This is a genomic window from Streptomyces sp. NPDC091387, assembly GCF_044756945.1.
Taxonomy (GTDB): Bacteria; Actinomycetota; Actinomycetes; order Streptomycetales; family Streptomycetaceae; genus Streptomyces.
In genome coordinates, this window is record NZ_JBIVTZ010000002.1 from 221845 (window position 1) to 235305 (window position 13461).

At 71.6% G+C, this 13461-nt stretch carries 13 protein-coding genes; 8 read left to right on the forward strand and 5 right to left on the reverse strand.

The genetic code is table 11. The annotated features are described in order from the left end of the window. Nucleotides 1–80 precede the first annotated feature (80 nt). The gene (locus tag ACIQM0_RS05310; RefSeq protein ID WP_401283713.1) at nt 81–2006 is read right to left on the reverse strand and encodes a DEAD/DEAH box helicase; all 1926 of its coding nucleotides are present in this window, start codon (nt 2004–2006) and stop codon (nt 81–83) included. A gap of 451 nt (nt 2007–2457) precedes the next feature. On the opposite strand from ACIQM0_RS05310, the gene ACIQM0_RS05315 reads away from it, so the two are divergent. Further along, nucleotides 2458–3192 carry a ferritin-like fold-containing protein gene (locus ACIQM0_RS05315; RefSeq protein ID WP_363031073.1) on the forward strand — a complete coding sequence of 245 codons (735 nt, stop codon included), beginning with the start codon at nt 2458–2460 and terminating at the stop codon, nt 3190–3192. Nucleotides 3193–3221: 29 nt separating this feature from the next. On the opposite strand, the gene ACIQM0_RS05320 is transcribed toward ACIQM0_RS05315, so the two are convergent. The 4 genes from ACIQM0_RS05320 to ACIQM0_RS05335 all read right to left on the reverse strand — a co-directional run bounded on the left by ACIQM0_RS05320 (nt 3222) and on the right by ACIQM0_RS05335 (nt 5093). Next, on the reverse strand, nt 3222–3491 hold the full coding sequence (locus tag ACIQM0_RS05320; RefSeq protein WP_401283715.1) for a hypothetical protein: 270 nt from the start codon (nt 3489–3491) through the stop codon (nt 3222–3224). Between the two features lie 215 nt (nt 3492–3706). Further along, nucleotides 3707–3934 (reverse strand): DUF3107 domain-containing protein, encoded by a 228-nt coding sequence (locus tag ACIQM0_RS05325; protein ID WP_024490505.1) that lies wholly within the window; start codon nt 3932–3934, stop codon nt 3707–3709. A 132-nt stretch (nt 3935–4066) separates the two neighbouring features. Then, complete coding sequence (locus tag ACIQM0_RS05330) at nt 4067–4708, reverse strand: TetR/AcrR family transcriptional regulator (RefSeq protein WP_164398457.1); 642 nt, start codon at nt 4706–4708, stop codon at nt 4067–4069. Between the two features lie 169 nt (nt 4709–4877). After that, a complete protein-coding gene (locus ACIQM0_RS05335) occupies nt 4878–5093 on the reverse strand; it encodes a hypothetical protein (protein WP_401283718.1) in 216 nt (71 codons plus the stop codon). A 110-nt stretch (nt 5094–5203) separates the two neighbouring features. Between ACIQM0_RS05335 and ACIQM0_RS05340 the strand changes: the two genes are divergently transcribed. The 7 genes from ACIQM0_RS05340 (at nt 5204) to ACIQM0_RS05370 (ending at nt 13295) form a co-directional block, all read left to right on the forward strand. Beyond that, nucleotides 5204–6169 (forward strand): alpha/beta fold hydrolase, encoded by a 966-nt coding sequence (locus tag ACIQM0_RS05340; protein WP_401283719.1) that lies wholly within the window; start codon nt 5204–5206, stop codon nt 6167–6169. Between the two features lie 8 nt (nt 6170–6177). Next, nucleotides 6178–7536 (forward strand): DUF3152 domain-containing protein, encoded by a 1359-nt coding sequence (locus ACIQM0_RS05345; RefSeq protein WP_401283721.1) that lies wholly within the window; start codon nt 6178–6180, stop codon nt 7534–7536. Nucleotides 7537–7693: 157 nt separating this feature from the next. Further along, nucleotides 7694–7789: an Ms4533A family Cys-rich leader peptide gene (locus tag ACIQM0_RS05350; protein ID WP_323178015.1), complete on the forward strand. Its 96-nt coding sequence runs from the start codon at nt 7694–7696 to the stop codon at nt 7787–7789. A 217-nt stretch (nt 7790–8006) separates the two neighbouring features. After that, nucleotides 8007–9734: an ABC transporter substrate-binding protein gene (locus tag ACIQM0_RS05355; RefSeq protein ID WP_401283724.1), complete on the forward strand. Its 1728-nt coding sequence runs from the start codon at nt 8007–8009 to the stop codon at nt 9732–9734. Between the two features lie 2 nt (nt 9735–9736). After that, entirely contained in the window at nt 9737–10720 is a 984-nt protein-coding gene (locus tag ACIQM0_RS05360) for an ABC transporter permease (protein WP_401283726.1), read from the forward strand. Then, complete coding sequence (locus ACIQM0_RS05365) at nt 10717–11706, forward strand: ABC transporter permease (RefSeq protein WP_385025391.1); 990 nt, start codon at nt 10717–10719, stop codon at nt 11704–11706. The genes ACIQM0_RS05360 and ACIQM0_RS05365 overlap by 4 nt, the downstream gene beginning before the upstream one ends. Next, nucleotides 11703–13295, forward strand: coding sequence for a dipeptide ABC transporter ATP-binding protein (locus tag ACIQM0_RS05370; protein ID WP_401283728.1), 1593 nt, complete (start codon nt 11703–11705; stop codon nt 13293–13295). The genes ACIQM0_RS05365 and ACIQM0_RS05370 overlap by 4 nt, the downstream gene beginning before the upstream one ends. Nucleotides 13296–13461: the final 166 nt, after the last annotated feature.

Consider the following 13461-nt stretch of genomic DNA (forward strand, 5'->3'; position numbering starts at 1 on the left):
CCGAGGGAATCCCTCGGGCCCGTCGGGCACACTCGACGCCGGCCGGCCGGGGCGTGGCCCCGCCGCTGCCGGCTCCGGGCTCAGCTCTCGGTCTTGGCGGCAGCCGCTCGCGGTGCCCGCCGCCTGCGCGGCTTGGCCTCGCCCTCGGCGACCGCGGCTTCCGCCACGGCCTCCGTCTTCGGCTTCGCGGCCGCACGGGTGCGACGGCGCGGCCTGGTGTCCGTCTCCGGCTCGGCGATCGGCGCGATCTGGAAGTCGACCTCGTCCTCGGCCGGCTTGATCACCCGGGCGCGGCGGCGCGGCTTGGTCACCGTCTTCGCCTCGGGAGCGGGATCGGCCACGGGGGCGGTCTGGAAGTCGACCTCCTCCGTCAGCGGCTTCACGACCCGGGCGCGGCTGCGACGCGGCTTCGCCGCGGGCACGGCCTCGGCCTCCACGTCGATCGCGACTTCGGCCTTGGCCGCCTTGGCGGTCCTGGTCCTGGTCTTCACCACGGGCTCGGTGTCGATGACGACGACCGGGGCCTCCGCCACGTCCACCGCGGCCTCGGCCGCGATGTCGGGGGCGCCGACGCGGCCCCGTCGGCGCCGACGGGGCGTACGCGGCTCGGAGGCAACCTCGGCGGCCTCAGGGGCCTCGACGGCCTCCGCGGCCGGTGCGGGCACCGTGACGGCGCCCTCTTCTGCGGCAGAGCCGCCCCGGGTGCGACGGCGCTGACGCGGCGTGCGCGGGGGGCGCTCCTCGCGGACGGCGGGCGCCGCGGCGGGGGCGGACTTGCGGCCGCGGCCGCCGGTCTCGCCGAGGTCCTCGATCTCCTCGGCCCGCAGGCCGGCACGGGTGCGCTCGACGCGCGGCAGGACACCCTTGGTGCCGGCCGGGATGTCCAGCTGCTCGTACAGGTGCGGGGAGGTGGAGTACGTCTCGGGCGGGTCCGGGAACTTCAGGTCCAGCGCCTTGTTGATCAGCTGCCAGCGCGGGATGTCGTCCCAGTCGACCAGCGTGATCGCGATGCCCTTGGCACCCGCGCGGCCGGTCCGGCCGATGCGGTGCAGATAGGTCTTCTCGTCCTCGGGCGACTGGTAGTTGATGACGTGGGTGACACCCTCGACATCGATACCGCGGGCCGCGACGTCCGTGCAGACGAGCACGTCCACCTTGCCGTTGCGGAAGGCGCGCAGCGCCTGCTCGCGGGCGCCCTGGCCGAGGTCGCCGTGGACCGCGCCGGAGGCGAAGCCGCGCTTCTCCAGCTGCTCGGCGATGTCGGCGGCGGTCCGCTTGGTGCGGCAGAAGATCATCGCGAGTCCGCGGCCGTTGGCCTGCAGGATGCGCGAGACCATCTCGGGCTTGTCCATCGAGTGGGCGCGGTAGACGTACTGCGCCGTGTTCTTGACGGTCGTGCCCTCGTCGTCGGGCGAGGTGGCGTTGATGTGGGTCGGCTGCGACATGTAGCGACGCGCCAGACTGATGACCGCGCCCGGCATGGTCGCCGAGAACAGCATGGTCTGCCGCTTGGCCGGCAGCATCGTGATGATGCGCTCGACATCGGGCAGGAAGCCCAGGTCGAGCATCTCGTCGGCCTCGTCGAGGACGAGGACGCGGATGTGCGAGAGGTCGAGCTTGCGCTGGCCCGCGAGGTCCAGGAGCCGGCCCGGGGTGCCGACGATCACGTCGACGCCCTTCTTGAGGGCCTCCACCTGGGGCTCGTACGCCCGGCCGCCGTAGATCGCGAGAACGCGGACGTTACGGACCTTGCCGGCGGTCAGCAGGTCGTTGGTGACCTGCTGGCAGAGCTCGCGGGTGGGGACGACGATCAGTGCCTGCGGCGCGTCGGTCAGCTTCTCGGGCGCGGCCCGGCCTGCCTCGACGTCCGCGGGGACGGTGACGCGCTCCAGCAGCGGAAGGCCGAAACCGAGCGTCTTGCCGGTGCCCGTCTTGGCCTGTCCGATGACATCGGAGCCGGAGAGCGCTACGGGGAGCGTCATCTCCTGGATGGGGAAGGGGGACATGATGCCGACGGACTCAAGCGCCTCGGCCGTCTCGGGAAGAATCCCGAGGTCTCGGAACGTAGTCAGGGTATTGCCTCTTCTGTGAAACGCGGTCCGAGGCGAACGATGGGGGTCGTACCGTGCCGGGGTTGCTCATCCGGCCGTGGATGGGCCGGGTGGCGCGGGACCACTGCCGTCGCTCGAGCGCTCGTACCGCTGAGGGGGCCCCTCATCTGCGGTCGTACGTGGTGTACGCATCGCGTGGAGGGCTGTCGGGTCGGAGCCGATCGGGCCACCGACCGGGCATCCTCATTCAATTTCGCGCCACGAGCAGTTGCAAAATGCTCAGTAAGCGCAATACCACTGTACCCCGGATTCGCGCATCTGTGTTGGGCGAATTCATCGGAACGGTATGAGGGCAGTCGGCGGCCGGACCCTTCCGCCCCTCGGCGGGCGGGCTATTCTGCGCTCCATGGAGACGCCTGACAACGCCACGGAAACCCCCGCATCCACCCGAATCGCCGACCAGGACTGGGCCACCGCGTCCACGGAACCCCAGTACCGGGCCGCTGTCGTGGACCTGCTGGGAGCACTCGCCTACGGGGAGCTGGCGGCCTTCGAGAGGCTCGCCGAGGACGCGAAACTCGCGCCGACGCTGGGTGACAAGGCGGCGCTGGCGAAGATGGCGTCCGCGGAATTCCATCACTTCGAGCGGCTGACCGACCGGCTGACGGCGATCGAGGTGGATCCGACCGGAGCGATGGAGCCGTTCGCCAAGGCGCTGGACGACTTCCACCGCCAGACCGCACCGTCGGACTGGCTGGAAGGCCTGGTCAAGGCCTATGTCGGTGACTCGATCGCCAGTGACTTCTACCGCGAGGTCGCGGCCCGGCTCGACTCGGACACCCGCTCCCTCGTGCTTGCCGTGCTCGACGACACGGGCCACGGCAACTTCGCCGTCGAGAAGGTCCGCGCCGCCATCGAGGCGGACCCGCGACTCGGCGGCCGGCTTGCGCTGTGGGCGCGACGGCTGATGGGCGAGGCACTCTCGCAGGCCCAGCGGGTGGTGGCCGACCGCGACGCGCTGTCGACCATGCTGGTGGGCGGGGTGGCCGACGGGTTCGATCTGGCCGAGGTCGGCCGGATGTTCTCGCGGATCACCGAGGCGCACACCAAGCGGATGGCCACCCTGGGGCTTGCCGCGTAGGACCGCCGCGCGGGGCCGGGGCGGCGGCGTCAGACCGCCGCCGACCGGCTCAGCCGGCGGCTGCGCGGCCGGATGAGCAGGGACACCGTCACCGCGGAGACGAGCACCGCGCCGATCAGCGTCGCCGCCACATGGCCGCCGCCCAGCACCGAGTGCATCAGGTACAGGCCGAACAGGGATCCCAGCGCTCCGGTGCCGAGGACGGCCCGAGGAGATGGGAGGCGCGGGGACAGGGTGCGGAGGGCCGCCCAGGAGAGGGCGAGTCCGAGCACGACGGAGCTCAGCGTTTCCAAGATCACAGACGATCACCTCGCAGGTGCGGGGCGGGCAATTCGGTCGTAGGCGGTACTACCCCCGGGCCGCGGAACGCAACCCTCCCGCGGACAGGCTTCGCTCAGCCGCCGCACAGCAATGGCCGCCCCGCCCGGCTCGCGCCCCGGGGTACGACGGAAAGCGGCCCGGCGGGGGATTCCCCGCCGGGCCGCTTCCACGGTCACTGTGTCCGTGCGCGCCGCTACAGCGCGCCGAACCCCACCCGTCGTGTGCTGGGCTCGCCGATCTCCACGTAGGCGATCCGGTCGGCCGGCACCAGGACCTTGCGGCCCTTCTCGTCCGTGAGGCTGAGCAACTGCGCCTTGCCGGCGAGAGCCTCGGAAACCGCGCTCTCGACCTCTTCGGCGGAAAGCCCGCTCTCCAGAACGATCTCCCGGGGCGTGTGCTGCACCCCGATCTTGACCTCCACGGCTATGTCCCTCCGACGGTCAGTCCCTGCGCGGTGAACCGCGCCGTACGCAGCACACAGTAGCCCGCTGAAGGGACCGGCCAGCGACCGGCGGGCAACGCCCGCAGCGAACACGGGCGCCGGCCGCCGCGCTCAGTGCTGATCGATGCCGTGCAGCGGGAAGCCCGCGATGCCGCGCCAGGCCAGCGAGGTGAGCAGCTGCACCGCCGTGTCTCGCGGGATGGCGGACCGGCTGGAGAGCCAGTAGCGGGCGACCACCTGGGACACCCCGCCCAGGCCGACCGCGAGCAGCATGGACTCCTCCTTGGACAGGCCCGTGTCACCGGCGATCACGTCGGAGATCGCCTCGGCGCACTGCAGCGAGACCCGGTCGACCCGCTCGCGCACGGCGGGCTCGTTGGTCAGGTCCGACTCGAAGACCAGCCGGAAGGCGCCGCCCTCGTCCTCGACGTACGCGAAGTAGGCGTCCATCGTCGCGGCCACGCGCAGCTTGTTGTCGGTCGTCGACGCGAGCGCCGTGCGCACCGACTGGAGCAGCGACTCGCAGTGCTGGTCGAGCAGGGCCAGATAGAGCTCCAGCTTGCCCGGGAAGTGCTGGTAGAGCACCGGCTTGCTGACCCCGGCCCGCTCCGCGATGTCGTCCATCGCTGCGGAGTGGTAGCCCTGTGCGACGAAGACCTCCTGGGCGGCGCCCAGGAGCTGATTGCGTCGGGCGCGACGCGGCAGGCGAGTGCCCCGCGGGCGCGCCGCCTCGGTCTGCTCGATGGCTGTCACGCCGCCTCCCAAATTCGTGATCCGACCCAGCTGTTCCGTGCTCGCTGCGCCATACCTCCATCGTACTTTCGGGTAACCCGGGTATGCGCGGCGCGGACGCAGAATTTCACGGACCGGACGACTGCGGTAGCCACAGATTCTCTGAACCTGTGCCGGATAGCCGGACGTATCAGCGGTAATCGTCCTCGTCGTGGGTGACGACGCGGGCCTGTTCCGCGGCATCCGCCTCATTCGCGCGGTTCCGGTCCAGATCCGTCAGCGGTTCGTCGCTCTCGGGGCGCAGCTCCGCCTGCTGCTCGGCGGCGTCCGCCTCGGGTGTCTCCTGGTCGGGTTCGTCCGGCTGGACGTCCTCGAAAGTCTCCGGGTCACTGGGGTCGACCGTCATGGGCACTCCCTTCCTTTGCTCCGAGCCTAGGAGCAAGGTCCCGATGCCGCGACGCGATGTGTGACGGCGAACACATGAATCGCGGTGTGATCGTCTCGTAACATTGCCGCATGTCTTCGACCGAGCTGCCGGGAGTCCGTGCCGCCGCCGCAGCGGTGGCCCCCACGGTGGGCGCCGTCAGGGTTGCGGAGGGCGAGAGACTCCGCTCCGTCACGCTGGCCGGACTCACGCTGTCCGTCCGTTCGCGGCCTCCGGAGCGGAAGGGCCTGGACCCCGCCCTCTATGTGCACGGGCTCGGCGGCTCCTCGCAGAACTGGTCGGCGCTGATGCCGCTCCTCCAGGACGTGCTGGACGGCGAGGCCGTGGATCTGCCCGGCTTCGGGGACTCCCCGCCGCCGGACGACGGCAACTACTCCGTCACCGGTCACGCCCGCGCGGTGATCCGCTTCCTGGACGCGGGGGAGCGCGGGCCCGTCCACCTGTTCGGCAACTCCCTCGGCGGTGCGGTGGCGACCAGGGTCGCGGCGGTCCGCCCCGACCTGGTGCGCACGCTCACCCTGATCTCGCCCGCGCTCCCCGAGATCCGGGTGCAGTGGTCGGCCGCGCCGACCGCGCTGCTCGCCGTCCCGGGGCTCGTGTCACTGTTCAACCGGATGACCCGCGACTGGAGCGCGGAAGAACGCACCCGCGGAGTCATGGCACTCTGTTACGGCGATCCGGCACGCGTCTCGGAGACGGGCTTCCGTGCGGCCGTGGCCGAAATGGAGCGACGGCTCGAACTGCCGTACTTCTGGGACGCCATGGCGCGCTCGGCACGTGGCATCGTCGATGCGTACACGCTGGGCGGCCAGCACGGACTGTGGCGTCAGGCCGAGCGTGTGCTCGCACCGACGCAGCTCGTGTACGGCGGACGGGACCGGCTCGTCTCGTACCGGATGGCACGCAGGGCGTCCGCGGCCTTCCGTGACTCGCGGCTGCTGACGCTGCCCGACGCGGGGCACGTGGCGATGATGGAGTACCCGGAGGCGGTCGCCCAGGCGTTCCGGGAACTGCTCGACGAATACGGCGGGAGCTGATCCGGGGCGTGGGACGACACAGTCGAAAAGGCGCTGCGCCCAAGGCGCCCGAGGCCGGGACCGCCCCGGCGGACGCGGGCGTCCTGGGCGAGGGCGCCGAGCGCGAGGGCGCCGAGCGCGAGGGCGCCGGGCCCGAGGCCGGCAGCGGCCGGCGCAGACGGCCGGGCGAGGTGCCACCGGGCACCGGCGGCCACACCCCGTTCCAGGGCACGCCCCAGGTGCGCGGCGGCCACCCCGAACAGCGTGAACCCGGTGGTGGCTGGGGCACCGGGTCGATGGAGCGGCCGGGCCCGCCGCGCGGCGGACCCGGCCGCATCGGTGTCCAGGGGTCGGCGCCCGCGCGTCCGCAGACACCGCGGAACGCGCAGGGGACCGGCACCAAGCCGTTGATACCGGGACCGCGGAAGGAGTTCGTCGAGGCCTTCGACGCCCCGGCCGGCCGGCCGTCCCGTGGCCCGGCCCCGGAGCCGGCCGCTCCCACCGGTCCGAACAGCCCCGTCAGTGACCGGGACGAACGGCCGCCGGCCGATGGCGACGGCGCGCCCAAGGAGTCCAGGGGCGGCAGGGGCCGCACGTTCACCGGTATCGCGGCCGCCGCGGTGACGACCGTGCTCGCGGTGGTCGTGGCGGGCCAGGTGACGCACGACAGCGGCCGCCGGACCGGCGGTGCCGCCCAGGCCGCGGGCGTCGGCCGGGACGGCACCGACGACGCCTCCCGCTCGGACAGCAGGAAGACCCCCGCCCCCAAGGCGGCGGTCAAGCCCCTTTCGTACGAGCAGAAAATGGCCAAGGCCTATCCGCTGGCGCCGAAGCTCAAGGCTTCGGGGAAATTCGAGGTCGTACCCGGTGCGGCGAAGGCTCCGGGCAAGGGGCACAAGTACCGCTACCGGATCGATGTCGAGAAGGGGCTCGGGCTCGACTCCGCCCTCTTTGCCGAGGCGGTCCAGAAAACCCTTAATGATGAACGCAGTTGGGCGCACGACGGCGAGATGACCTTCGAACGGATTTCCACCGGCGATCCGGATTTCGTGATCACGCTGGCCAGTCCGGGAACCACCGGTGTCTGGTGCGAGAAGTCGGGGCTGGACACGACGCAGGACAACGTCTCCTGCGACTCCGCCGCCACCGAGCGCGTGATGATCAACGCCTATCGCTGGGCCCAGGGGTCGTCCACCTTCGGGCCGGACAAGCTCTACTCCTACCGCCAGATGCTGATCAACCACGAGGTGGGCCACCGGCTGGGGCACAACCATGTGAGCTGCGGCACGGCCGGCAAGCTCGCTCCGGTGATGCAGCAGCAGACCAAGTCACTGAACATCAACGGCATCAAGTGCCTCGCCAACGCCTGGGTGTATCCGCCCGGTTGAGACCGGTCCGCGTCCGCGCGAGCGGTCGCGGGACCGGCGGCCGCGGGCCGGTGCCCCGGCCCGCGGGGGCGGCCTCGCGGGCCATCTGTCCGAATGGTGAGACCGTCGTCTCATATCGCGTTGACATCGGGCAGGTCGTCGGCCCATATTTCTCGGCATGTCACGCAGCCTCGTCACCTCCGATCGCGCCGCCATTGAGCTGGCGCTCATCGGTGTGACCGGGCACAGCGTCGCCGACGTCGACTGTTGCTGACGCCTGCCCGAGTGCGCGTCGGCCCCCTCCTCCGAGCCTGATGGCCCGGACGGATCTCCACGGCTGCCGCACCGGGCGTACTCCGTCCGCAGGCGCGGCAGTTCCAGTGCTCCGGTCCCTGTACCGACCGGTCGTGTGCACATGCCCCTCGTCGCCGCCTGCACGGATTCGCTTCTGTTTCCTTCATTCAGGCAGTTCTCCGAGAGGTCACCTTCCGATGCGTCAACCGTCCGTCATATCGCGCCGCGCAGCAGCGGCCGCCGCAGTACTCGTCGTGGCCGCGGGTGCCGCGGCCTGCGGGCCCGAGGACAGCAGCAAGGGCAGCGACGGCAGCTCCGGCGCGGCGGGCGCGCCCCGGAAGGGCGGCACGCTCACCGTCCTCAACAGCGCCCCGCAGGAGGACTTCGACCCCGCCCGGCTCTACACCTCCGGCGGCGGCAACGTCCCCTCGCTCGTCTTCCGCACCCTCACCACCCGCAACCGCGAGGACGGCGCGGCCGGCTCGAAGGTCGTCCCCGACCTGGCGACCGACCTGGGCACACCCAGCAAGAACGCCACCGTCTGGACGTACACGCTCAAGGACAACCTCAAGTACGAGGACGGCAGCGCGATCACGAGCGCCGACATCAAGTACGGCATCGAGCGCTCGTTCGCCGCCGAACTGTCCGGCGGCGCGCCCTACCTGCGCGACTGGCTGATCGGCGGGGCCGGCTACCAGGGGCCGTACAAGGACAAGAAGGGCCTCGACTCGATCGAGACGCCCGACGCGAAGACGATCGTCTTCCACCTCAACAAGCCCGAGGGCGAGTTCCCCTTCCTGGCCACCCAGACCCAGACCACTCCCGTACCGAAGGCCAAGGACACCGGCACGAAGTACGAGGAGCACCCGCTCTCCTCCGGCCCGTACAAGGTCGTCAAGAACGAGGGCGACGGCGAGCGCCTCACCCTGGAGCGCAACCCCCACTGGTCGGCCGCCACCGACGAGGAGCGCAAGGCCTACCCCGACCGGATCGACGTCCGCTCCGGGCTCGACTCCGCCGTCATCAACCAGCGGCTGTCCGCCTCGCAGGGCGCCGACTCCGCCGCCGTCACCACCGACACCAACCTCGGCCCGGCCGAGCTCGCCAAGGTCAGCGGTGACAAGAAGCTCGCGGCCCGGGTCGGCACCGGCCACTTCGGCTACACCAACTACATCGCCTTCAACCCGAAGGTGAAGCCGTTCGACGACCCGAAGGTGCGCCAGGCGATCTCCTACGCCGTCGACCGCAGCTCCGTCGTCAACGCCGCGGGCGGCTCCTCGCTCGCCGAGCCCGCCACCACCTTCCTGCCCGACCAGGCCTCGTTCGGCTACACGCCGTACGACGCCTTCCCGGCCGGCAGGACGGGCAACGCGGCCAAGGCGAAGGAACTGCTGAAGGAGGCCGGTTACCCCAAGGGGCTGACCGTCACGCTGACGCACAACAACGAGAAGAACTTCGCGACCAGCCCGGAGATCGCCACCGCGCTCCAGGAGGCGCTGAAGAAGGCCGGGATCACCGTCAAGCTCCGCGGCCTGGAGTCCAACGCCTACTCGGACACCGTCTACAACGTGAAGACCGAGCCCGGCTTCTTCCTCGGCGGCTGGGGTGCCGACTGGCCCTCCGGCGGACCCTTCTTCGCCCCGATCTTCGACGGACGCCAGATCGTCAAGGCCGGCTACAACTTCAACTCCGCCCAGCTCAACGACTCCGCCGTCAACAAGGAGATCGACGAGATCAACAAGCTGACCGACCTGAGCGCCGCCGCCAAGCGCTGGGGCGCGCTCGACAAGAAGGTCGGCGAGCAGGCACTGACCGTGCCGCTGTTCCACCCGGTCTACAAGCGCCTGTACGGCGAGTCCGTGAAGAACGTCGTGATCAGCGACTGGACCGGCGTGCTCGACATCTCGCAGGTCGCGGTCAAGTAGCGATGACCGAAGCACTGCCGGCCGAGGGCGCGGAGGCCGTCGCGGCCCCCGCCCCCGGGGCCCATCCGTTCTGGCGTCGGCTGCGCACCCGGCGCTCGGCCCTCGTGGCCGCCGTCGTCGTCGCCCTGCTGGTCCTGACCGCGCTCGCCGCACCGCTGCTCGCGGGCATCGAGGGCCAGAACCCCACCACGTACCACCCGGATCTCGTCGACTCCGCCACCGGCGGGGTGCCGCTCGGCTCCTTCGGCGGGATCAGCGCCCAGCACTGGCTCGGCGTGGAACCGCTCACCGGACGCGACCTCTTCGCCCGCGTCGTGTACGGCGCCCGGGTCTCCCTCGGTGTCGCGCTCGGCGCGACCGTGCTCCAGGTCGTCATCGGCGTCCTCACCGGCCTCGCGGCCGGTCTCGGCAACCGCTTCGTCGACCAGGTGTTCAGCCGGATCACCGATGTCATGGTCGCCCTGCCGGTCATGGTGGCCGCCCTCGGCGCCCTCGCCGTCGTCCCGGCCGGATTCCCGCGCCCGGTGCTGATCGCGCTGCTCGTCGGCCTGGTCGGCTGGACCCACATCTCGAAGATCGTGCGCGCCAGGACACTCGCGCTGAAATCGCTCGACCACGTCGCGGCCGCCCGGCTCAGCGGCTGGGGGTCCTGGCAGATCGCCCGGCGCGAACTGCTGCCCGCGCTGGCGGCGCCCGTCATCACGTACGCCGTCCTGCTCTTCCCCGCCAACATCGTCGTCGAGGCCGCCCTGTCCTTCCTCGGCGTCGGCATCAAGCCGCCCACACCGTCCTGGGGACAGATGCTCAGCGACGCCGACACCTGGTACCAGGCCGCGCCCACCTATCTGCTGATCCCGGCCGGGCTGCTCTTCGTCACCGTGCTGGCCCTCACCGTCCTCGGCGAGGGCGTGCGCACCGCGCTCGACCCGCGCGCCGCCTCCCGGCTGCGAATCGGCACCGGCGCCAAGAAGGAGGCCGGAGCATGACGTGGTTCCTGCTGCGGCGCCTCGGCGGGGCGCTCTTCGTCCTGCTCGCCCTCAGTCTCGTCGTCTACGCCGCGTTCTACGTGGCACCGGGCAACGTCGCGCAGATCGCCTGCGGCCCGCGCTGCTCGCCCGCGCAGGTCGCCCAGGTCAGCGAACAACTGCGGCTCGACGACCCGGTGTACGTGCAGTACGCGCACTTCCTCCAGAGCCTGGTCGCCGGCCGCGACTACTCCACCGGAACCGGTGTGGTGCACTGCCAGGCCCCCTGCCTCGGACTCTCGTACCAGAGCGGCCAGCAGGTCACCCAGCTGATCGTCGCCAAGCTGCCGGCCACCGCCTCGCTCGCCGTCGGCGCCTTCGTGCTGTGGATGGTGCTCGGGGTCGGCACCGGAGTGCTCTCGGTGTGGCGGCGCGGCCGCGCCACCGAGCGCGTCCTCACCGGGATCACCCTGGCCGGCATGGCCACACCGGTCTTCGTGATCGGCCTGCTGCTCATCATCATCTGCGTCACGGCGCTCCAGATCCTGCCGTTCCCGGACTACGTCCCCTTCACCGAGGACCCGGAGCAGTGGGCCTGGAACCTGCTGCTGCCCTGGGTCTCCCTGGCCCTCGTCTCCGCGGCCCCGTACGCCCGGATGACCCGGGCCTCGATGCTGGAGACGCTCGCCGAGGACCATGTGCGCACCTTCAGGGCGTACGGGGTCAGCGAGCGGGTGATCGTCGGACGGCACGCGCTGCGCGGTGCGCTCGCGCCGGTGATCGCGCTCGGCGCACTGGACATCGGCTCGATGTTCGGCGGCGCCGTGCTCACCGAGTCCCTCTTCGGGATCCCGGGCGTCGGCCGCGAACTCGTCGCAGCCGTACGGAACGTGGACCTCCCGGTCGTCGTCGGTCTGGTGCTCGTCACCGGGTTCTTCGTCGTCCTCGCCAATGCCGTCGCGGACATCCTCCAGGCGATGGCCGACCGACGGGTGGTGCTGTCATGAGTCTCGTCGAGGTCACCGATCTCTCGATCTCGTTCGGCGACGTGCACGCGGTGCGCGGACTGTCGTTCTCGCTGGAGGCGGGCGGCGCGCTCGGCGTCGTCGGTGAGTCCGGCTCCGGCAAGAGCGCCTCCGCGTACGCCCTGCTCGGACTGCACCGGGGGACCGGCGCCAGGGTCGGCGGCTCTGTGAGGGTCGCCGGTGTGGACGTCCACACCGCAGACGACGCCGCACTGCGCGGGCTGCGCGGGGCGAAGGCCGCGATGGTCTTCCAGGACCCGCTGTCCTCGCTGGACCCGTACTACGCCGTCGGGGACCAGATCGCCCAGGTGTACCGCGTCCACCACCGGGTCCCCCGGCGGGCGGCCCGGACCAGGGCCGTCGAGGTGCTGGACCGGGTCGGCATCCCGGACGCGGTACGCCGCTCCCGCTCCCGGCCGCACGAGTTCTCCGGCGGGATGCGGCAACGGGCGCTGATCGCGATGGCGCTGGCCTGCGAGCCGAAGCTGCTGATCGCGGACGAGCCGACGACCGCGCTCGATGTCACCGTCCAGGCCCAGATCCTGGACCTGCTGCACGAGCTGCGCCGCGAGACGGGCATGGGGCTGCTGCTGGTCACCCATGACGTGGGCGTGGCGGCGGAGTCCGTGGACGACGTGCTGGTGATGCGGTCCGGCCTCGCGGTGGAACGGGGGCCGGTGGCCCAGGTCCTCGGCGCCCCGCGCGAGCCCTACACCAAGGCGCTGCTGTCGGCGGTGCCGCGCATCGCTCCCGGGCCGGGAGGCCCGGCCGGCGCGGCAGGGCGCGCGGTCCCCGACCGGGCCGAGGTGCTCGTCGAGGCCGACGGTGTGCGACAGGTGTTCGGCCGGGGAAAGTCCGCTCTGACCGCCGTCGACGGGGTCTCCCTCACCGTCCGCCACGGCGAGACGCTCGGCATCGTCGGGGAGAGCGGCAGCGGCAAGACCACCCTCGGGCGGATGCTCGTCGGCCTGCTGGAGCCCACCTCCGGCAGTCTCACCCGGGTCGACCGGGTGCAGATGGTCTTCCAGGACCCGGTCTCCTCGCTCAACCCGCGCCGCTCCGTGGGTGAGTCGGTCGCGGACCCGCTGAGGGCGCGCGGGCAGCGTGACGAGGGTGCGATCAGGGCGCGCGTCCGGGACCTGCTGGAGCGCGTCGGGCTCGACCCGGAGCAGTACGACCGCTATCCCCACGAGTTCAGCGGCGGACAGCGCCAACGCGTCGGGATCGCTCGGGCGCTGGCCGCCGAACCGAGGCTGATCGTCTGCGACGAGGCGGTCTCCGCCCTCGACGTGACGACCCAGGCCCAGGTGACCGCGCTGCTGGCCGGGCTCCAGGAGGAACTGGGACTCGCGCTGGTCTTCATCGCGCACGATCTCGCGGTCGTGCGCCAGGTCAGCGACCGGGTGGCCGTCATGCGCCACGGCCGGATCGTCGAGGAGGGCCCGGTGGAGCAGGTGTACGGAGAGCCCCGTGACCCGTACACCAAGCAGCTCCTGGCGGCCGTGCCGGTCCTCGACCCGGCGCTCGCGGCGGTCCGCCGCGCGGCTCGCGCGGAGTCGGCCGCGGCCTGACGTTGGGTAATCGACCACCTCTATAGCGCGACGGAACGCTACGGGGGCGGGAAAGTTACGACGGTTCACCCCTTTCGGTGGTGGGGGGGGGCCCCCCCCCCCCCGCCCCCCCCCCCCCCGGCCCCCGGGGCCCCCCCGGGGGTCGGCCCGGCCACCGGGGGCGCCC

Excerpts from the sequence above, each read along its gene's own strand:
- ACIQM0_RS05360 (WP_401283726.1), top strand. The coding sequence starts at position 9,737 with ATGACCGAAGCACTGCCGGCCGAGGGCGCGGAGGCCGTCGCGGCCCCC.
- ACIQM0_RS05335 (WP_401283718.1), bottom strand. The coding sequence starts at position 5,093 with ATGACGGTCGACCCCAGTGACCCGGAGACTTTCGAGGACGTCCAGCCG.
- ACIQM0_RS05365 (WP_385025391.1), top strand. The coding sequence starts at position 10,717 with ATGACGTGGTTCCTGCTGCGGCGCCTCGGCGGGGCGCTCTTCGTCCTG.
- ACIQM0_RS05310 (WP_401283713.1), bottom strand. The coding sequence starts at position 2,006 with ATGTCCCCCTTCCCCATCCAGGAGATGACGCTCCCCGTAGCGCTCTCC.
- ACIQM0_RS05370 (WP_401283728.1), top strand. The coding sequence starts at position 11,703 with ATGAGTCTCGTCGAGGTCACCGATCTCTCGATCTCGTTCGGCGACGTG.
- ACIQM0_RS05355 (WP_401283724.1), top strand. The coding sequence starts at position 8,007 with ATGCGTCAACCGTCCGTCATATCGCGCCGCGCAGCAGCGGCCGCCGCA.
- ACIQM0_RS05340 (WP_401283719.1), top strand. The coding sequence starts at position 5,204 with ATGTCTTCGACCGAGCTGCCGGGAGTCCGTGCCGCCGCCGCAGCGGTG.
- ACIQM0_RS05315 (WP_363031073.1), top strand. The coding sequence starts at position 2,458 with ATGGAGACGCCTGACAACGCCACGGAAACCCCCGCATCCACCCGAATC.
- ACIQM0_RS05350 (WP_323178015.1), top strand. The coding sequence starts at position 7,694 with ATGTCACGCAGCCTCGTCACCTCCGATCGCGCCGCCATTGAGCTGGCG.